At 66.4% G+C, this 19403-nt stretch carries 22 protein-coding genes; 13 read left to right on the top strand and 9 right to left on the bottom strand.

What is annotated here, in order from left to right; genetic code table 11:
• Positions 1–71: 71 nt before the first annotated feature.
• Complete coding sequence (locus AC3FKG_RS18830; RefSeq protein ID WP_483714315.1) at positions 72–896, bottom strand: CDP-diacylglycerol diphosphatase; 825 nt, start codon at positions 894–896, stop codon at positions 72–74.
• A 99-nt stretch (positions 897–995) separates the two neighbouring features.
• Entirely contained in the window at positions 996–1244 is a 249-nt protein-coding gene (locus AC3FKG_RS18825; RefSeq protein ID WP_483714314.1) for a CDP-diacylglycerol pyrophosphatase, read from the bottom strand.
• 163 nt (positions 1245–1407) lie between these two features.
• Between AC3FKG_RS18825 and phnC the strand changes: the two genes are divergently transcribed.
• From phnC to AC3FKG_RS18800, 5 genes are all read left to right on the top strand, one after another.
• Positions 1408–2259, top strand: a complete 852-nt coding sequence (gene phnC, locus AC3FKG_RS18820; protein ID WP_488743836.1) for a phosphonate ABC transporter ATP-binding protein — start codon at positions 1408–1410, stop codon at positions 2257–2259.
• A gap of 75 nt (positions 2260–2334) precedes the next feature.
• Positions 2335–3315 carry a phosphonate ABC transporter substrate-binding protein gene (gene phnD / locus AC3FKG_RS18815; RefSeq protein ID WP_483714312.1) on the top strand — a complete coding sequence of 327 codons (981 nt, stop codon included), beginning with the start codon at positions 2335–2337 and terminating at the stop codon, positions 3313–3315.
• A gap of 79 nt (positions 3316–3394) precedes the next feature.
• Complete coding sequence (gene phnE, locus AC3FKG_RS18810) at positions 3395–4207, top strand: phosphonate ABC transporter, permease protein PhnE (RefSeq protein WP_483714311.1); 813 nt, start codon at positions 3395–3397, stop codon at positions 4205–4207.
• 36 nt (positions 4208–4243) lie between these two features.
• A complete protein-coding gene (locus AC3FKG_RS18805; protein ID WP_488743835.1) occupies positions 4244–4780 on the top strand; it encodes a phosphonate degradation HD-domain oxygenase in 537 nt (178 codons plus the stop codon).
• A complete protein-coding gene (locus AC3FKG_RS18800; protein WP_488743834.1) occupies positions 4777–5232 on the top strand; it encodes a GNAT family N-acetyltransferase in 456 nt (151 codons plus the stop codon). Before AC3FKG_RS18805 ends, AC3FKG_RS18800 begins: the two co-directional genes overlap by 4 nt.
• 18 nt (positions 5233–5250) lie before the next feature.
• Here the strand turns inward: AC3FKG_RS18800 and phnN are convergent, their stop codons facing one another.
• From phnN to phnF, 4 genes are all read right to left on the bottom strand, one after another.
• Entirely contained in the window at positions 5251–5817 is a 567-nt protein-coding gene (phnN, locus tag AC3FKG_RS18795) for a phosphonate metabolism protein/1,5-bisphosphokinase (PRPP-forming) PhnN (protein WP_483714308.1), read from the bottom strand.
• On the bottom strand, positions 5814–6533 hold the full coding sequence (locus AC3FKG_RS18790) for a DUF1045 domain-containing protein (RefSeq protein ID WP_488743851.1): 720 nt from the start codon (positions 6531–6533) through the stop codon (positions 5814–5816). The genes phnN and AC3FKG_RS18790 overlap by 4 nt, the downstream gene beginning before the upstream one ends.
• A complete protein-coding gene (locus tag AC3FKG_RS18785) occupies positions 6530–7747 on the bottom strand; it encodes an alpha-D-ribose 1-methylphosphonate 5-triphosphate diphosphatase (RefSeq protein WP_488743833.1) in 1218 nt (405 codons plus the stop codon). The genes AC3FKG_RS18790 and AC3FKG_RS18785 overlap by 4 nt, the downstream gene beginning before the upstream one ends.
• Before the next feature lie 111 nt (positions 7748–7858).
• Positions 7859–8593, bottom strand: coding sequence for a phosphonate metabolism transcriptional regulator PhnF (gene phnF / locus AC3FKG_RS18780; protein ID WP_488743832.1), 735 nt, complete (start codon positions 8591–8593; stop codon positions 7859–7861).
• Between the two features lie 234 nt (positions 8594–8827).
• Here phnF and phnG point away from each other — a divergent pair, with 234 nt between their 5' ends.
• Genes phnG through AC3FKG_RS18745 form a run of 7 tightly spaced genes read left to right on the top strand, consistent with a single transcriptional unit; the run spans position 8828 to position 14733 of the window.
• Positions 8828–9313: a phosphonate C-P lyase system protein PhnG gene (gene phnG, locus AC3FKG_RS18775; RefSeq protein ID WP_483714304.1), complete on the top strand. Its 486-nt coding sequence runs from the start codon at positions 8828–8830 to the stop codon at positions 9311–9313.
• 1 nt (position 9314) lies between these two features.
• Positions 9315–9932 (top strand): phosphonate C-P lyase system protein PhnH, encoded by a 618-nt coding sequence (phnH, locus tag AC3FKG_RS18770; RefSeq protein ID WP_483714303.1) that lies wholly within the window; start codon positions 9315–9317, stop codon positions 9930–9932.
• A 1-nt stretch (position 9933) separates the two neighbouring features.
• Positions 9934–11070: a carbon-phosphorus lyase complex subunit gene (locus AC3FKG_RS18765; protein ID WP_483714301.1), complete on the top strand. Its 1137-nt coding sequence runs from the start codon at positions 9934–9936 to the stop codon at positions 11068–11070.
• Entirely contained in the window at positions 11067–11963 is an 897-nt protein-coding gene (locus AC3FKG_RS18760; RefSeq protein WP_488743831.1) for an alpha-D-ribose 1-methylphosphonate 5-phosphate C-P-lyase PhnJ, read from the top strand. Before AC3FKG_RS18765 ends, AC3FKG_RS18760 begins: the two co-directional genes overlap by 4 nt.
• Positions 11960–12736 (top strand): phosphonate C-P lyase system protein PhnK, encoded by a 777-nt coding sequence (gene phnK, locus AC3FKG_RS18755; RefSeq protein ID WP_488743830.1) that lies wholly within the window; start codon positions 11960–11962, stop codon positions 12734–12736. Before AC3FKG_RS18760 ends, phnK begins: the two co-directional genes overlap by 4 nt.
• A gap of 2 nt (positions 12737–12738) precedes the next feature.
• Positions 12739–13467 carry a phosphonate C-P lyase system protein PhnL gene (gene phnL / locus AC3FKG_RS18750; protein WP_488743829.1) on the top strand — a complete coding sequence of 243 codons (729 nt, stop codon included), beginning with the start codon at positions 12739–12741 and terminating at the stop codon, positions 13465–13467.
• A gap of 42 nt (positions 13468–13509) precedes the next feature.
• Positions 13510–14733 carry an alpha-D-ribose 1-methylphosphonate 5-triphosphate diphosphatase gene (locus AC3FKG_RS18745; RefSeq protein WP_488743828.1) on the top strand — a complete coding sequence of 408 codons (1224 nt, stop codon included), beginning with the start codon at positions 13510–13512 and terminating at the stop codon, positions 14731–14733.
• Positions 14734–14798: 65 nt separating this feature from the next.
• Here AC3FKG_RS18745 and ppk2 read toward each other — a convergent pair whose 3' ends face one another.
• From ppk2 to AC3FKG_RS18730, 3 genes are all read right to left on the bottom strand, one after another.
• Positions 14799–15626, bottom strand: coding sequence for a polyphosphate kinase 2 (gene ppk2 / locus AC3FKG_RS18740; protein WP_488743827.1), 828 nt, complete (start codon positions 15624–15626; stop codon positions 14799–14801).
• A gap of 174 nt (positions 15627–15800) precedes the next feature.
• A complete protein-coding gene (locus AC3FKG_RS18735; RefSeq protein WP_483714295.1) occupies positions 15801–15953 on the bottom strand; it encodes a hypothetical protein in 153 nt (50 codons plus the stop codon).
• 177 nt (positions 15954–16130) lie between these two features.
• Positions 16131–16646, bottom strand: a complete 516-nt coding sequence (locus tag AC3FKG_RS18730; RefSeq protein ID WP_483714294.1) for a hypothetical protein — start codon at positions 16644–16646, stop codon at positions 16131–16133.
• Between the two features lie 357 nt (positions 16647–17003).
• Here AC3FKG_RS18730 and AC3FKG_RS18725 point away from each other — a divergent pair, with 357 nt between their 5' ends.
• A complete protein-coding gene (locus tag AC3FKG_RS18725; protein ID WP_483714292.1) occupies positions 17004–19247 on the top strand; it encodes an NADP-dependent isocitrate dehydrogenase in 2244 nt (747 codons plus the stop codon).
• The last annotated feature ends 156 nt before the right edge of the window (positions 19248–19403 follow it).

Raw genomic sequence — 19403 nt, 5'->3', positions numbered from 1 at the left:
GCAGGATTTGACCCGATACTATCCCGATGTCTGACCTTGGCGGCACATGCAAGCGAACAGCCCTGCCGCCATCATTGCGGTGTCCGGCCGAGCCGGCACGCACGATCCAGGAAATCGCTGGCATGGCCGGTGCTGCCCGATGCGCCGTCGACGGGCTGATCCACCACCAGGAAGCCGGACGGGCCATCGCGCCGCGGCACATACGTGACGAATACCCCGCGGTCCGCGATGCGTGCCGGCTCGCGAAGGCTCGACCGGACCGCCTCGAAGGCATTGAAGCGCAGCGTGTGGTCGGATGACGGGATCAGCATGGCACGCACCGGCTTGCCCTGGAAGCGGAACTCGCCCCAGCCTTCGCCGGCTTTAGCAGCGTTCTCGGCAACAAACGCGCGCGCGGCCTCGCTGATGCAGTCGAGATGGATGTGAAGCTGGTCCTGGCTGCGCGATGCGCGGGAGTTCACCGCCAGGCCGACCAGGTTGTCGGGTACGGGCTTGCCGATGGCCTGGCTGACGATGTTGCGCGCTTCCCAGCCGAACGCCCACTGGTTCTGGGCCTTGTCATCGTCCCACAGCTTCGGATCGTCCACGCCTGTCACCCTATGGTCCGGGATCACAAGGTAATGGCTGGGGCCGATGGCGTCCTTATAGAGCACCAGACCGCGTTCGCGGTCAACCACGGCGCAGTCGGCATGTCGATCTCGTTCCGGCATCAGGCAGCGTTCCTGCACGTGTTGCCACAGGCTGTCGCGCGTCATGCCCGGCAGCCACAGGTCTTCCTGGCGGCATTGCGCGGTCAGCGCAAGCGTGGAAAGCGCGATCAATGCGGCTCCGGCCATGCCGCGGCGCAGCCACGGACGACGGGAGTCGCGCTTCGGTTCGGGGGGCAATGCAGGCATGGCGGCAATCATCGCATGGCAACGGCATGCAGCCTGAATAGCACCATGCGGTGACGGCACCATGACCAGGCGGCGCCAGCAGGGCGCCTGCGCTAACGGCTAGTAGCGCCCGTATCGGCCGCCGTAGAAAGAGCCGCTGCGCGGATTGGAAATGATGAAGGCGCGGCTTCGCGCCCATGTTTGGGCAGCGAGGAAGACCTCAGGTTCGCGCTGGCTCCAGTCGCTCACCATCAGCGGGTCCGCGCCGTCTTCCGACGTCGGGTAAACCGCAGCCCTGTGCAGGGCTGCCTGTCCGGGAGTGCCCGGCACGGTAATCATACGAATCGTCACGCGCATCAGCGATTGCATCGAAGCCCGATTGAAGAGGATTCTGTAAAGCGATTATGACTGTTGCGTGATGAAATTCAACTACACGTTTTCTCTCCCTTTCCTTGCGGCAGCCCTGACATTCGTCATCGTTCTGTCATGGCTGGCAGCCAGAATGCGCACGTCATTCAAGCAAGGGAGTCAGATGATGCATGCCATCGAAGTGCGCGGCCTGACCAAGTCGTTCCGCGCCGACCGCAAGGCGCTTGACGATGTCACGCTGCATGTCGCGCCCGGCGAAATGGTCGCACTGCTGGGCGCTTCGGGCTCCGGCAAATCTACGCTGCTGCGCCACATCGCCGGCTTTGTTACCAGCGATGCGCGCTGCGGCGAGATCCTCGTGAACGGCCGCACCGTCCAGAGCCAGGGACGTCTCGCGCGCAACGTACGCAGCGTGCGCTCGGAAATCGGTTTTGTGTTTCAGCAGTTCAACCTGGTCGGGCGCTTGCCGGTCATGACCAATGTGCTGGTCGGCATGCTCTCGCGCCTGCCGAAGTGGCGCAGCCTGTTGCGCCTGTTCCGGGCCGACGAAATCCAGGCAGGCCTCGATGCGCTCGCCCAGGTTGGTATAGACGACTATGCGTTCCAGCGGGCCTCGACGCTTTCGGGTGGCCAGCAGCAGCGCGCCGCCATCGCCCGCACGCTGGTGCAGAACGCCCGCGTGATCCTGGCCGACGAGCCGATCGCCTCGCTGGACCCGGAATCGTCGCGCCGCGTGATGTCGTTGCTGTCGCAGATCAACCGCACGCGCCAGGTAGCCGTGGTGGTGTCGCTGCACCAGGTCGACGTGGCTATGCGCTATTGCCCGCGCGTGGTCGCGCTGCGCCATGGCAAGGTCGTCTACGACGGCCCGTCCGTCGCGCTCACGCCTCACATGCTGCGCGATCTGTACGGCACCGAGGCGGAAGAACTGCTGCACGACACCCTGGACCGCGAGCCGGAAAGCTTTCCCGTTGCGGCGCCCGTGCTGGCGCCCATGAATCTCGCGACGGCCTGAAGGCGGTCGCGCGTCGCTCTTTTTCCAGACGTACCCAAGACGTTCTCCACATCGAATACCAACCGGAGTCATCCCATGCTTCGCAGAACTTTTCTCGCCGTGGTGGCATCGGGCGTGGTCGCCATGCCCGCTTTTGCGCAGGACGCCAAGACGCTGAACATCGGCTTTATCTCGACGGAGTCGTCGTCGAACCTGAAGTCGGCCTGGCAGCCGCTGATCGATGACCTCGGCAAGTCGCTGGGCGTCACCATCAAGCCGTTCTTTGCCTCGGACTACGCCGGCATCATCGAAGGCATGCGCTTCAACAAGGTGCAGATCGCATGGTTCGGCAACAAATCCGCCATGGAGGCCGTGGACCGCGCCAACGGCGAAGTCTTCGCCTCGGTGATCGACAAGGACGGCAACCCGGGCTACTGGTCGCTGCTGATCGTCAACAAGGACAGCGACCTCAAGAGCGTGGAAGACGTCATCAAGCGCGGCAAGGAGCTGAGCTATGGTGCCGGCGACCCGAACTCGACCTCGGGCACGGCCGTGCCGGGTTACTACCTGTGGGCCGCCAACAAGGTCGAGCCGAAGACGCTGTTCAAGGCCGTGCGCATCAGCAACCACGAAACCAATCTGCTGTCGGTGCTGAACAAGCAGGTCGACGTGGCCGTCAACAACACCGAGAACTTCGAGCGCTACCGCATCAACACGGGGAAGAACGCGTATGACCAGGTGCGTGTGTTGTGGAAGTCCCCGCTGATCCCGGCGGATCCGCTGGTCTACCGCAAGGACCTGCCGGCCGACATGAAGAAGAAGATCCAGGCCTTCTTCGTCAACTACGGCAAGGGTACCGATGCCGCACGCGAGAAGCAGGTGCTGGCCACACTGACCTACCAGGGCTTCCGTCCGTCCAGCGACGCGCAACTGGTGCCGATCCGCCAGATTGAACTGGCCAAGGAGAAGGCGCGCATCGAGACCGACACCACGCTGGCCGGCGCCGACAAGCAGAAGCAGCTTGCCGACGTATCGCGCCGCCTGGCCGAACTCGACAAGGCAGTCAGCACGCAGTAACCACCCTGGCGGCTGGCGCGCGCACGTGCCGCCAGCCGCCGCATCTTGTCTCGTCTTCTTGCCACATTGGATTGTCCCCATGACCGCCACCACCCAGCGCGCCCAGCCGCCCTCCCCGAACAGCCAGGCCCGGCCGCCGCGCACGCCGCTTTCCGTGATGCTGATCTGGGCGATCGTGCTGGCCATGCTGGTCCTGTCCTGGAACGGCGCCGACATGCGTCCGCTGGACCTGTTGCGCGATTCCGGCAACATGGCAAAGTTTGCCGCCGATTTCTTCCCGCCTGATTTCCGCGACTGGCGCCACTACCTGGACGAAATGCTCGTGACCGTGCAGATCGCCGTGTGGGGCACGGCCATCGCGGTCTTCATGGCCGTGCCGTTCGGCCTGCTGTGCTCGGCCAATATCGTGCCGGCATGGGTCTACCAGCCGGCGCGCCGCCTCATGGACGCGTGCCGAGCCATCAATGAGATGGTCTTCGCCATGCTGTTCATCGTGGCCGTTGGCCTGGGTCCTTTCGCCGGCGTGCTGGCGCTCTGGATCCACACCACCGGCGTACTGGCCAAGCTTTTCGCCGAGGCAGTCGAGGCCATTGATCCGCGCCCGGTCGAAGGCGTGCGTGCCACCGGTGCGGGGCCGCTCGAAGAGATCGTCTACGGCGTGATTCCGCAGGTGCTGCCGCTATGGCTGTCGTTCGCGCTGTACCGCTTCGAGTCGAACGTGCGTTCGGCTTCGGTGGTGGGCATCGTCGGCGCGGGCGGCATTGGCACCGTGCTATGGGAAATCATCCGCAGCTTCCAGTACGGGCAGACGTGCGCCGTGATGGTCATTATCATTGTGTTCGTGATCGCGATCGACGTGGTCTCGGCGCAGATCCGCAAAGTGCTGGTCTGACCTCACGAACTCAAGTCCGACCTCTAGCAGAACTCCATGCTGACCCTGCCCCGCATTGAATCCCTGTTTGCCAGCCACGGCACCGCCTACTACGGCGGCGAGGCCATCAGCCAGACCGCGCACGCGCTGCAATGCGCGCAACTGGCCGAACAGGCCGGCGAACCGGAACCGCTGATCGTCGCCGCGCTGCTGCATGACGTCGGCCACCTCATGCTGGCCGAAAGCAGCACCACCGACATGCGGCACCAGGAAGCAGCCGCCGACGCGCTGGCCGGACTCTTTGACGCGTCCGTAACCGAGCCGATCCGCTTGCACGTCGCGGCCAAGCGCTACCTGTGCACGGTGGATGCGGGCTACTTCGGCACGCTGTCGCCGGCGTCGGTCCACAGCCTGGCCCTGCAGGGCGGCCCTTACGACGCGACCCAGGCCGCCACGTTCGCCGCGGGCCCGCATGCCGACGCAGCGGTGCGGCTGCGCCGCTACGACGACCTGGCCAAGGTGGTGGACTTGCCCACGCCTTCGCTCGCCTACTACCTCGAGATGGCCGCACGCTGCACGCGCGCCGCGGCATGAGCGATCCGGCGATGACGCTGCGCGAGGTGCAGGGCAGCGACGAAGAGCTTCAGCAGCTTGCCGCCCTGCTTGCGACCATGGACAACGAGCCGGAACTGCCGCTCGCCACCCTGCGCGAGCGCTTCGCGGCGATGCAGGCGTTCCCGTTCTACAGCTGCTACCTGATGGTCAGTGCGCAAGGCGTGCCGCTGGGCACCTTCAGCCTTCTGCTGTTTCCGGTCATGGTCCACGACGGGCGTCCGGAAGCCATCGTCGAAGGCGTGGTGGTCGCCCCCGCCATGCGCGGCACGGGCATCGGCAAGGCCATGATGCTTGAAGCCATGCGGCTGGCGCGTGAAGCCGGGGCGTGCAAGCTGGCCCTGTCCTCGAGCGCGCGGCGCCTGCGCGCCCATGCGTTCTATCGCGGCCTCGGGTTCACCGAGCACGGCATCAGCTTCAGTACCGCGCTATAAGCGCTCGCCGTTACGCAATCAGACGCCGACCAGGCGCGCGAAGGCTTCCGTCGAATCGGCCAGCGCGCCGCTGTTGTCAATCTCCACCAGCCGGCATTGCGCCGGCACGGCAAAGTCTTCCGTCGCGCGTGCCAGGCGCCGCGCGATCGCCTCTTCCGATTCCCGGCCGCGCTGGCGCAGGCGTGCCGCCAGCACTTCCGGCTCGACGCGGACATGGACGGCGCATAGCGCCGGATAGCGCGCCACCGCATGCGGCAGGTACTCGCGCGAGCCGTTGACGATGACCCTCAGGCCCCGCGCCAGCCACGGCTCGATTTCCACGCCGATGCCGTAGTGCAGGCCATGGCTGCGCCAGTGCAACGCCAGGCAGCCCAGGCCGGCCCGGCGCTCGAACTCGCCAGTGGTCAGGGAGACGGAGGCCTCGTTGGCGTCCGCATCACGCGTGATGTAGCGATGGGCCACGACCACCCGGTCATCCGGCCCCAGCCGCGAATGCAGCGCGCGCAGCAGCGAATCCTTGCCGCTGCCTGAAGGTCCCATCACGTAGAACAGGCCGTTGCCGTCGATGCGCACGGGCGGGCTCATGGTTCTAGATAGGCGGCGCCAACGCCGTCCACTACGCCGCCGTCGAAGCGGTAGTGCCTGCCGACGACGAAGTCTTCGCCGGCTTTCGGCTGCACGAAGACGCTCACACCGTCAACGTGCAACGGCGTTTGCAGCAGCGTGCGGCAATCGGCGGACAGCCTGGCAAGCGCGGCGCCGGCCTCCTCCGGCGTCAGCATGCCGGTCAGCGTGATATGGAATTTGAAGGTGTCGAAGACATAGGGGTAGCCCCATATCTCCAGCATCTGGCGCTGCGCGGGCGTGAGTTGATCGGGCTTGCGGCGGGCCAGTTCCTCGGCAGTGGCCGGTGCGCGGAACGGCTCGAAGGCCTGTACGCAGGCATCGGCCAGTGCGTGTGTCGCACGGGCGCCGGCGGTGCTCTCGTCCAGGCACCAGGCCAGGAACCCGCGCAGCGAGCGCAAGACCAGCGGCGCATCGAACGCGGCGTGCTTCTGGGCAAAGGCGCGGGCCGCGGCGTCGAGCATCGGTGCCGACCTGCCCGCGGCCAGCCTGAACGGCGGCTTCAGGGTGGCGTGCAGGCCGTAGTGCGCCGGCGCGTCGATCCATGCCTGCGGCCGGTCCGGATCAGGCAGCGCGGTGCCGGTGTCGGCGTCGCGGCCGAGCCACTGGCTGCCGAAGGCGCGGTACGGTTCGCCGGGGGCGAGGTAGATGGCGTAGCGATGCGCTTGCATGATCAGGCCGCCTTGCTGTCGTTGCCGGCGAACCGGGCATCGGAGATATCGATGACGGGCAGCGGCATGGCGGCGTGCCTGACCTCGCCGCCAACGATCGTTGCGACGACGCGCGGCAGGCTGGGCTGGCGGTCATCGACCACGATCGCGTCGGCGCGCAGGCCCGGGGCCAGCGTGCCGCGATCGCGCAGGCCCGCGGCACGCGCCGGATTGCGCGAGACCAGCTTCCAGGCGATGGGAAGATCCGCCACACCGAGCTGCACCAGCCGGAACGCGGCCTGCAGCGGCGCCGGATAGTAATAGTCGGACGCGAGCACCGTGCACAGGCCGGCCGATACCATTTCCGTGGCATTGGGCGCGCCGGTGTGGCTGGTGCCACGCACCACGTTGGGCGCGCCGAACACGACATCGTCGCCGAGCTGGCGCGCCAGGCGCGCGGTCTCGACCGTCAGTGGGAACTCGGCAATGTGGCACCCCTGCCGATGGTAGTGCTGCCGCGTGGCGAGGTCCGGGTCGTCATGCGATGCCACGGGCAGCCCAGCGCTGCGGGCTGCCGCAACCAGCCGGGACATCGCGGCCGGCACGTCCTGTGCGTGGCGGCTGGCCGTGCGCAGACGATTGCGGAACGTCTCCATGTCGCACTCCGCGCGCTCCGCGTACTGCAGGACCTTGCGCTCGTCGCCGATGCGGCGGGCCATGGTTGGCAGGTGGTCGTTGATCGCCAGCAGCCCGACGCGCCCCGCCTCCATCCAGGCCAGGGCCGTTTCGACGCCATCGAGGTGATAGGCCTCGAAACGCAGGTGCACCTTGTGCGAGGCACCGAGCACCGGCTCGAGTTGGGCCAGCGCTTCGAACATCCGCAGCGCGTAGGCCTCGCCGCGCAGGCCGCCTTCCCACGACAGCGTCACGCCGTGGAACTCGGTCGTGATGCCGTGCGCGAGCAACTGGCGATCGACGTCGAGCAGCGCGCCCGCATAGGGAAAGCTCACGCCGGGGCGCGGCATCACGGCACGCTCGAAGGCATCGCCATGGAGATCGACGATGCCGGGCAGCACGAGCAGGTCGCCTGCGTCGAGGCAAGTCCCCGCCTGCGGCACCTGTTGCGCCACGCAGCCGTCGCGGAACCCCAGCGTGGCCGGGACGATGCCGCCCGTGCCGAGTACGCGGCGGCTGGTGATCCCCGCAAGCGGGGACGTAGTGGATGGGCTAGTGATAGGCATGGTCGATACGTTAGCGCCGGCACGTGACAGCCAGATGTCTAGACCAATGCTTCAGGTCGGGATCGTTCGTGGCCGTCATGAAGGTGCTGCCGATGCGCGTGGCTCGATGGGCTATTCGTTGTCGGAAACGGTGAGCTGCACCCAGTCACCGGCAAAACGGGTCATGCTGTACTGTAGTGGCGCGCCGTCGATATCGACGTTCAGCGCTTCCACCTGCAGCACGGGGCGCGTCTTGGGCTGGTTGAGCAACCGCGCAACGGGCGCGGTGGGCATCGATGCGGTGATGCGCGACCATTTGCGCGTGTAGTCGGCAATGCCGAAATGCGCCAGCCCGCGCGAGATCGACAGCTTCTCGCGCACTTGCTCGGCCAGGCCGGGAAAGCGCTTGTTGTCGAAGTAATGGTCGGCGACGTCGATGGTGCGGTCTTCCGCCTTGCCGATCATCTGTACATGCAGGATATCCGCCGTGCGCGGCAGGCCAAGGTTCTTTGCCATGTCGGGCGCACGCATGACGCGGCTGTCCAGGATCTCGATATGGCCGCGCATGCCCTGCGCCGCAAGGTTCTGCGAAAAGCGCGTGCGGCGCCCGATCGCATAATCGATCGCGTGTTCCTGCACGAAGGTGCCGCGGCCCTGCTCGATCCGCACCAGCCCGTTCAGTTCCAGCTCGCCCATGGCGCGGCGGATGGTGTGGCGGTTGACCGCGAAGCGGCTGGCCAGCTCCGGCTCCGGCGGCAGTTGTTCACCGGGGCCATAGAGCTTGTTGCGGATGTCTTCCGCCAACGCCTCGCCAATCTGGCGCCATACCGCAACGCCGGAACCCCGTTCGACTTCTCGATCAGACATTGTCTTGCCTTGCCCTTTGTCATCAAGCATTCACCGGAGCGGATTCCACTAGAGGGAGGCAAAGACTTCCCCGCACCGATCCGTTCCATCCCCGCAATTGTGCCTCAGCCCCGGCCCGCAACGTTCGGGTCCGAGCATTGGGCGGGTCCGTCACAAAAGCTTCATACCCGTGTGTTCTAGTGTCGCCGTGTTGAGACTGATAACATCTAAACGTATAGACGTATAGGGGTGACGATGAAACACGATACCACGGCGGATGACAACGCAGCCCGCGCTGCGTGGCTGCGCGTCCTGGCGCTGGCACCGCCGGATGTGCTCGATGCGGCCTACGCGCAACTTTCCGCGCAAGGAGCCCTGCCCGCATACCGGCTGCTGCGCAAGCCGGAAGCCGGCATGGCGATGGTGCGCGCCCGTGCCGGCGGTACCGGTGCGCAATTCAACCTGGGCGAAATCTCGGTGACGCGCTGCGCCGTCGTGCTCGAAGGCGGCGCCGACGGCGGCACGGCGGGCGTTGCCTACGTGCAAGGGCGCGGCACGCGCCATGCCGAGCAGGCAGCCGTGCTGGACGCCCTGCTCCAGCGCTCCGACTGGCACCGGCGCGTGCACGACGTGGTGCTCGCGCCGCTCGCCCGGGCTCACGCCGAGCGCGCGGCCAGGCGCGCGGGCGTTGCCGCACAGACGCGCGTGGAGTTTTTCACCATGGTTCGCGGAGAAGACTGACATGCAAACGCTTCAAACAACCTCCGCCGCTGCGAGCGCGGCATTGCTGCCCGGCTTCGGCACCCCGGTCGAAGACGCCCAGCAGGTGTTCCGCCGCGCGCTGGATGCCATGGCACGGCCCGGCACGGTGCAGACGTTGGCGGTGACCAGCGGCGTGCCGGAAGGCCTATCCCCGGCCCAGGCCGCGCTGCTCCTGACACTGGCGGACGCCGACACACCGGTCTGGCTGCCAGCGGGCGTGCCCGCCGCGGTGCGCGCCTTCCTGCGTTTCCACTGCGGCTGCCCGCTGGTTGGCGACGCGGGCGCCGCCACCTTTGTCTGCGTTCCCGCCGGCCACGCCCAGCCGCCGCTGTCCGCTTGCGCGCAGGGCGAGCCCGCCTATCCGGACCGGTCCGCCACGCTCATCGTGGAAGTCGCGTCGCTTGATGACGGTGAAGCGCTGTCGCTGCGCGGCCCTGGCATCGAGACCTCCCGAGCCCTTCGGGTGACGGGCCTGTCCGAGGACTTCCGCACGCAATGGGGCGCCAACCATGCTGCGTTCCCGCTGGGTGTCGACTTGCTGCTGACCAGCGGCGACCAATTCTGCGCGCTGGCCCGCACCACGCAACTGGAGGACTGACATGTACGTAGCCGTCAAAGGGGGCGAACGTGCCATCCTCAATTCCTACCAGATGCTCGATACCTACCGCCGTGGCGACACCGCGCTGCCCGAGCTGACGCTGGCGCAGATCCGCGAGCAGATGCCGCTGGCTGTGTCGCGCGTGATGGCCGAGGGTTCCCTGTACGATCCGCACCTGGCCGCGCTGGCGCTCAAGCAAGCCGCTGGGGATCAGATCGAAGCGATCTTCCTGCTGCGCGCCTACCGCACCACGCTGCCGCGCTTCGGCTACACGCAGGCGGTCGATACGGGCAAGATGCGCCTGGAACGCCGGATTTCGTCGACCTTCAAGGACGTTCCGGGCGGACAGGTACTCGGCCCGACCTACGACTACACGCAGCGCCTGCTGGACTTCTCGCTCGAAGCCGAACGCGATCCGGCGCCGCTGCCACCGTCGCCCCAACCGCTGGCCTCCGACATGCCGCGCGTGACCGCGCTGCTCGAAGCCGATGAACTGGTCGAGGCCGATGCCATCCCTGCCGGCGACCCGGCCCCGCCCGACCTGACCCGCGAACCGCTGACGCTGCCGGCGGGCCGCGCCGCGCGGCTGCAGAACCTGGCACGTGCGGATGAAGGCTTCCTGCTGTCGATGGGCTACTCCACGCAGCGCGGCTACGGCAACTCGCACCCGTTCGCGGCCGAGATCCGCTATGGCACGGCCGAAGTCGAGCTGTTCGTGGAAGAGCTTGGCTTTGCGGTGACGATCGGCGAAGTCGAGCTGACCGAATGCCAGATGGTCAGCCAGTTCACCGGCAACGCCAGCGAGGCCCCGCGCTTCACGCGCGGCTACGGCCTGGTGTTCGGCTACGGCGAACGCAAGGCAATGTCGATGGCGCTGGCCGACCGCGCCATGCGCGCCGGCGAGCTCGGCGAAGCCGCCGACGCGCCGGCCAATGACGTGGAATTCATGCTCTACCACAGCGACAACGTCGAGGCCTCCGGCTTCGTGCAGCACCTGAAGCTGCCCCACTACGTGGACTTCCAGGCCAACCTGGAACTGCTGCGCCGGCTGCGCGCGGAGCAGGAAGCGGCCCGGCCCGATGCGGTGCCTGCCGCAGCTACGTCCGATACCCAGCCTCAGGAGGAGACGCTGGCATGAGTCAGACCAACGCTACCGCAGCGCCGGCCACCCTGGCCCGCGACGACCACTACAACTTCGGCTACCTCGACGAGTCGACCAAGCGCATGCTGCGCCGCGCGCTGCTCAAGGCCGTCGCCATCCCTGGCTACCAGGTGCCGTTCGGCAGCCGCGAAATGCCGCTGCCGTATGGCTGGGGTACGGGAGGCATCCAGGTCACGGCCGCCATCATCGGCACGCAGGACGTGCTCAAGGTGATCGACCAGGGTTCGGACGACACCACCAACGCCATCAATATCCGCCGCTTCTTCGGCCGCGTGACGGGCGTGAAGACCACCGAGCGCACGGCCGCGGCCAGCATCATCCAGACCCGCCACCGTATTCCCGAGTCGCCGTTGCACGCGGGCCAGGTGATGGTGTTCCAGGTGCCGATTCCCGAGCCGCTGCGCTGGCTGGAACCGAGCGAGCGCGAGACCCGCACCATGCATGCGCTGGCCGAGTATGGCTCGATGCACGTCAAGCTGTACGAAGACATTGCCCATCATGGGCATATCGCCACGACCTACGACTATCCCGTAATCGTCAATCAGCGCTACATGATGCGGCCGTCGCCGATTCCCAAGTTCGACAACCCGAAGCTCGATCGCAGCCCCGCGCTGATGCTGTTCGGCGCCGGGCGCGAGAAGCGCGTCTATGCGGTACCGCCGTACACCTCGGTCAGGAGCCTCGATTTCGTCGACCACCCGTTCACGGTCGAGAAGTGGAGCCACTGCTGCGCCCAGTGCGGCGCGACCGACAGCTTCCTCGACGAGATCATTACCGATGACGCTGGCACGCGCATGTTCGTGTGCTCGGACACCGAGTATTGCGGCGACCGCGTCGCCGCGCAGCAGGCTGAAGGAGCCGCACAATGAGCGCCACGCCACTGCTTTCCGTCCGCGGCCTCACGCGCACCTGGGACGGCGTACATGGCTGCCACGACGTGAATTTCGATCTCTACCCCGGCGAAGTGCTGTGCGTGGTAGGCGAATCGGGCTCGGGCAAGAGCACGCTGCTGCAAGCCCTGTCGATGCAGGCGCCGCCGCAGCGCGGCACCGTCAGCTACGACATGCGCCAAAGCGGCCTGACCGACCTGGCCACGCTTTCCAGCGCGCGCATGCGCCTGCTGGCGCGGACCGACTGGGGCTTCGTGCGCCAGCATGCGCGAGACGGGCTGCGCATGCAGGTCAGCGCCGGCGCCAATATCGCCGAACGGCTGATGGCCGTCGGCGAACGCCACTATGGCGACCTGCGCGAGATCGCCGGTGCATGGCTGGAGAAGATGGAAATCGACCTGGCGCGCCTGGACGACGTACCGTCCACGTTCTCGGGCGGCATGCAGCAGCGCCTGCAGATCGCGCGCAACCTGGTCACGCATCCGCGGCTGGTGTTCATGGACGAGCCGACGGCGTCGCTCGATGTCTCGGTGCAGGCGCGCCTGCTGGACCTGCTGCGCCGCCTGGTGACCGATCTCGACCTGGCCGCCATCCTGGTCACGCACGACCTGGCCGTGGCCCGCCTGCTGGCGCATCGCACGCTGGTCATGCAAGGCGGCCGCGTGGTGGAACAAGGCCTGACCGACCAGATCCTCGACGACCCGCAGCATCCGTACACGCAGCTGCTGGTTTCGTCCATCCTGCAGGGCTGACAATGACACAAGCCGAACCCAAGCAAGCCATGATCGAGGTCCGCGGCCTCGGCAAGATGTTCACGCTGCACAACCAGGACGGCATCCGCCTGCCCGTGCTGCGCGCCATTGATTTCGATGCGGCAGCCGGCGAATGCCTGGTTCTGTCCGGGCCGTCCGGCACCGGCAAGAGCACGCTGCTGCGCTGCCTGTATGGCAACTACCTGGCCACCGAAGGCACGATCCGCCTGCGCGATACCGCTGTGCCGGACGCGCCGTGGGTCATGCTCAGCCATGCGCCCGAACAGGTCATCCTGAAGCTGCGCCGCGACGTGATCGGCTATGTCAGCCAGTTCCTGCGCGCCATCCCGCGCGTGGCGGCGCTCGATGTCGTGGCCGACCCGCTGCAGCAGCGCGGCACCGGCCGCGACGAGGCCCGTGCCCGCGCCGCCGCGCTGCTGGAGCAGCTGAACCTGCCGCGCCGCTTGTGGGATCTGCCCCCGGCCACGTTCTCGGGCGGCGAACAGCAGCGCGTTAACATCGCGCGCGGGCTGATCGGCGGACACCCGATCCTGCTGCTCGACGAGCCGACGGCCTCGCTCGACGCCGACAACCGCGCCGTGGTGGTGGCCCTGATCCGCGAGGCCCTGGCTGAGGGCCGCTGCCTGATCGGCATCTTCCACGACGACGCCGTGCGCGAAGCCGTGGCGACGCGCCTGCTGCCGCTGCAGCCGGCCACCGCCATCGCCTGAATTGCCTGCCTACCGAAACAGGAACCCGAATTGGAACTGGAAATGTCTTCCACCTACCTGACGCATGCCACCCTGGTCTTGCCCGACCGCGTGTTGCATGACAGCGCGCTGCTGATCGAGCATGGCCGCATTGCCGCCATCGAGCCTGCACCGCATGCCGTGCCCGCCTCCGCACAGGTCGTCGACCTGCATGGCCACACCGTGATGCCCGGCCTGATCGACGTCCACTCCGATGCCATCGAGAAAGAAGCCGAGCCACGCGCTGGCGTGATGTTCCCGCTGGACTTTGCCGTGGCCCAGGTCGACCGCCGCAATGCAGCGGCCGGTATCACCACGCCGTACCACGCGCTGTCGTTCGCCAGCAACCAGTTCGGCGTGCGCAACAACGAGACCGCTTCCACGCTGGTGCGCGCCGTCGCTGCGTACCGCCGCCACAGCCTGGTCGACAACCGCATCCATTGCCGCTACGAGGTGACTGATGCCTCCGCCGTGCCAGTGCTTGAAGCGCTGATGGCGGAAGGCGTGGTTGACCTGCTCTCGGTCATGGACCATTCGCCCGGACAAGGCCAGTTCAAGACGCTGGACGCCTACCTGTCGTACATGATGGGCAACCACGGCATGAGCCGCGACGAAGCCGTCGACGCCGCGCAAAGGAAAACCGCGCAGCTCGAAGGCGCCAATGAGCGCGTGCAGCGCCTGCTGGCGGGGGCGCAGGGCCTGCAGATCCCGACCGCCAGCCACGATGACGATTCACCGCAGCGCATTGCCGCCATGCATGCGCTGGGCGTGCGCATGAGCGAGTTCCCGATCAATGTCGAAACCGCGCAAGCAGCGGCAGATCGAGCGCTGCCGACGATCCTGGGGGCACCCAATGTGTTGCGCGGCCAGAGCCAGAGCGGTTCGATGCGCGCGATCGATGCCATCCATGCCGGCGTCGGCCATATCCTTTGTTCGGATTACCAGCCATCGACCCTGATCGCCGCGGCCTTCGCCGCGGCGCAACAGGCGGAACTGCCGCTGAACGAAGCGCTCGCGCTGGTCACGTCCAATCCGGCCGATGCCTGCCTGCTGAACGACCGCGGCCGGCTGCTGGCGGGCGCGCGCGCCGACGTGATCGCCGTGGCGGCCATCGCCGGCCAGCCGCTGGTGACGCATACCTGGTGCGCCGGCCGGCTGGTGTTTTCGGCTGGCTATCCGGCGGTGCAGCATGCGCGCGCGCACGCGCCGGTGGCGGTGCCACACACGGCCGAGCGCGAGATTGCCTGATGTGGCGCGGCTACAGCACCGCCCCCTGGAGCAGGTGTAGCCGGCGCTCGATCGATGGTGATGTGCTAGAAGCGCTCGGGCACGCGCCGGCACGCGTGGCTCGGCTCCTTGTAGCCCTCCGGCTTCTGCCGGGCCGGCAGTTTCGGCTTCTTGCGCGGAATCGCTTCGTAGGGAATGCGGTCGAGGAGATGGCTGATGATGTTCAGCCGGGCGCGCCGCTTGTCGTCGGAGCGGGTCACGAACCACGGCGATTCGTCGGTGTCGGTGGCCGCGAACATGGCATCGCGCGCGCGGGAATAGTCATACCAGCGCGAGTACGACTTGAGGTCCATGTCGGTCAGCTTCCAGGTCTTGCGCTGGTCGGTGATGCGGTCCTCCAGCCTGCGTGTCTGCTCTTCCTCGCTGACTTCCAGCCAGTATTTGAGCAACACCACGCCCGACTGGATGATGGCCCGCTCGACCAGCGGTACACCTCGCAAGAAGTCGTCCACCTGCTCCTCGCTGCAGAATCCCATGACCCGTTCCACGCCGGCCCGGTTGTACCAGCTGCGGTCGAAGATCACGATCTCTCCGGCGGCGGGCAAGTGGGGGATATAGCGCTGCACGTACATCTGGCTCTTTTCGCGCTCGGTCGGCGCCGGCAGCGCCACCACGCGAAACACGCGCGGGCTCACGCGCTCGGTCATGGCCTTGATCACCCCGCCCTTGCCGGCGCCGTCGCGGCCCTCGAACAGGATGCAGACCTTGGCGCCGGTCGCCTTGACCCAGTCCTGCAGCTTGACCAGCTCGACATGCAGCCGGAACAGCTCCTCGTCATACTGCTTGCCGCTCATCTTCCCGCCGGCGGCGCCGGCATGGTTTGCATCGCGCTCGCCCTGCTTCTTCTTGCCCATACCCAGTCTCCCGTGGATGACCGGCCGTGCCGGCCCACTTGTTACTTTGGTGCCTCGGACGCCATAGGGCAAGTCTTCGTTGCGCTGCCGGGCGGCGCGCGCCCTGGCATCAGGCGTATGCGCACGCCGCAGGTAATCGGGACCGGGCCGTGTGCCGGGCCGATTCACGCAGACTCATTCGTGTCCGTCTTGCGCCGCCACCGCTTGGCGGGTCCCGGCCGTGATATCGCCCGCCAGCCAGATGCGCACGGTGGCTTCGCCGGCCCGCGTCAGCGTCATGCGGTAGTCATAGCAGGGCGGCCGGTACAGGCCGCGAAGCCATTGCACGGGATAAGCGTCGACACCCCGCACGACAGGCACCGCGGACAGCAAGGCCGAGCCTACCGGCTCTTGCTGCAGCGGCGCGGAGAACGCATCGGCCGGGCAATTCGATACCGATTGCTCGGCGGCGCCAAGGCGTATGCCGCCCTCAGGTAGGTCGTGATCAGACGCGTCGCCCCGGCTTTACTTGCTGCCGTCGCGAGCATCGCCGCCCAGCGGGTCCACGATGATCATGGTGCGGTCCAGTACGCCCCGGTCATCGAAATAGGCGCTGAAGTGCGCCGGCTGGTAACCGGCGACGTAGAGACGGTACGACCACGCCTCGCGCTTCATCAATGGGTAATACTGCACCGGTTCACGCGGCGAGCCGAAGCGTTCGGCGACATCGCGCTTGGTCCAGACGCCGGGACGCGCGCTGTAGATCTCCTCCTCCGTCAGCATCTGGCGGAAATTCGTCAGCTTGCCGCCGGCATCGAAGTCGGCCGCGTACACGGCGAAGCCCAGCGGCTGCTTCGAGTAGATCCAGCGGCTGCGGCCGTCATTGAGCGGGAAGGTCTCCGTAGGCTGGCCAAAGGCATCGCGCACGCTGGCCTGCGTGCTGCCGATCATCTTCTGGCCGGTCTCGACCGGCTGCAGTGTCGCGCACGCGCCCAGCACGAGCGCGGCGGCTGCCAGCCAACTGCCATTTCGGAATTGCATGACCTTTCTCCAGTGTCGGCCAGCGCCGTGGCGCCGGTGGCCCACGACCTGAGCATAGTCCTCCGGCCGTGGCTTTGCCGGACGGCCCTACGGGTAAACACCTGCAGCGCCTAGAAGATTCCGGTCAAGGCGGCGCGAACGCGAAAATTCCGTCCCGGCCACCGGAAGTGACCTGATTGTCACGCAATTTTCGCACCAAAATTGGGCAAATTGGCGATTCACGCGCAAGAAATGCGCTGGAAGTCAGCCGCCTGAAAGCAAAGTCAGGCAAAATTCTGAGTTTGCCGGGCGGCTGATTGGTCCAGCTACCGGCGCGTGGTTCTATTCTTTGACATCCCCCCGATCAAGAGGCAAGCAATGAGTACGCAGCAACCCACCATCATTTACACCCTGACTGACGAAGCCCCCCTGCTGGCGACCAGTGCTTTCCTACCCATCATCCGCACGTTCACCAAGCCGGCCGGCGTTGAAGTCACGACCAGCGACATCTCGGTGGCCGGCCGTATCCTGGGCGAGTTCCCCGAGTTCCTGTCCGAAGAGCAGCGCGTGCCGGACAACCTCGCCGAACTCGGCCGCCTGACCCAGCTGGACGACACCAACATCATCAAGCTGCCGAACATCAGCGCGTCGGTGTTCCAGCTGATGAGCGCCATCAAGGAACTGCAGGGCAAGGGTTACAAGATTCCGGATTACCCCGAAGACCCGAAGACCGAGGAAGAAAAGGCCATCCAGAAGCGCTACTCCAAGTGCCTGGGCAGCGCCGTGAATCCGGTCCTGCGCGAGGGCAACTCCGACCGCCGCGCCCCGGCCGCCGTCAAGAACTACGCGCGCAAGCACCCGCACAGCATGGGCGAATGGAGCATGGCCTCGCGCACGCACGTGGCCCACATGAAGCACGGCGACTTCTACCACGGCGAGAAGTCCATCACCCTGGACAAGGCGCGTGAAGTGCGCATGGAACTGCTGACCAAGAGCGGCAAGACCATCGTGCTCAAGCCGAAAGTTTCGCTGCTGGCCGGCGAGATCGTCGACAGCATGTTCATGAGCAAGAAGGCCCTGCTGGCCTTCTACGAAGACCAGATGGAAGACGCGCGCAAGACCGGCGTCATGCTGAGCCTGCACGTCAAGGCCACGATGATGAAGGTGTCGCACCCGATCGTGTTCGGCCACGCCGTCAAGGTCTTCTACAAGGATGCTTTCGCCAAGCACCAGAAGCTGTTCGACGAACTGGGCGTGAACGTCAATAACGGCCTGGTGGACCTGTACACCAAGATCGAGACGCTGCCGGAATCCAAGAAGGAAGAAGTCATCCGTGACATGCACGCGTGCCACGAACATCGTCCGGAACTGGCGATGGTGGACTCGGCCAAGGGCATTTCGAACCTGCACGCGCCGAACGACGTGATCGTCGACGCCTCGATGCCGGCCATGATCCGTATCGGCGGCAAGATGTGGGGCGCCGATGGCCGCACCAAGGACACCAAGTGCCTGATCCCGGAATCGACCTTCGCTCGCATCTATCAGGAAATCATCAACTTCTGCAAGACCAACGGCGCCTTTGATCCGGTCACGATGGGCACCGTGCCGAACGTGGGCCTGATGGCGCAGAAGGCCGAAGAGTACGGTTCGCACGACAAGACCTTCGAGATCGCCGAAGACGGCGAAGCCCGCATCGTCGACAACGCCACCGGTGAAGTGCTGGCGGCGCTGACGCAACAGGTCGAGCAGGGCGACATCTGGCGCATGTGCCAGGTCAAGGACGCCCCGATCCGCGACTGGGTCAAGCTGGCCGTCACGCGCGCCCGCAACTCGGGCATGCCGGCCGTGTTCTGGCTGGATGCGTACCGTCCGCACGAGGCCGAGCTGATCAAGAAGGTCGAAACCTACCTCAAGGACTACGACACCAAGGGTCTCGACATCCAGATCATGTCGCAGGTGCGCGCCATGCGTTACACGCTCGAGCGCGTGATCCGCGGCCTGGACACCATCTCGGTGACCGGCAACATCCTGCGCGACTACCTGACCGACCTGTTCCCGATCATGGAACTGGGCACCAGCGCCAAGATGCTGTCGATCGTCCCGCTGATGGCCGGTGGCGGCATGTACGAAACCGGCGCGGGCGGGTCGGCGCCGAAGCACGTGCAGCAACTCGTGGAAGAAAACCACCTGCGCTGGGACTCGCTCGGTGAATTCCTGGCGCTGGCCGTGTCGCTGGAAGAGCTGGGCATCAAGTCGGGCAACGACAAGGCCAAGGTCCTGGCCAAGACGCTGGACGCCGCTACCGGCAAGCTGCTGGACAACGCCAAGAGCCCGTCACCCAAGACCGGCCAGCTCGACAACCGCGGCAGCCAGTTCTACCTGGCCATGTACTGGGCCCAGGAACTCGCCGCGCAAACCGAAGACGCCGGCCTGGCCGCGACGTTCGCGCCGCTCGCCAAGCAGCTCACCGAAAATGAGAAGACCATTATTGGCGAACTGTCGGACGTACAAGGCAAGCCCGTGGACATCGGTGGCTACTACATGCCGGACGCGGAAAAGCTGTCCGCCGTCATGCGCCCGAGCAAGACGCTGAACGCAGCCCTGGCATCGGTCCAGGCCTGATCGGCACATCCGATCCCGCAGGCGCCGCCAGGTGCCTGCCTGAAGCCGGAGGTTGGCATCCCGATGCCGCCTCCGGCTCCTTCTTTCTGGCTACGACGCCACATTCAGCCTGAAAGCCCTGCCCCGCCCCCGGCCGGACTTGATCTCGGCCAAACC

This window comes from Cupriavidus sp. 22TCCZM04-2, assembly GCF_057798895.1.
This window is presented reverse-complemented; position numbering and strand designations above follow the sequence as displayed.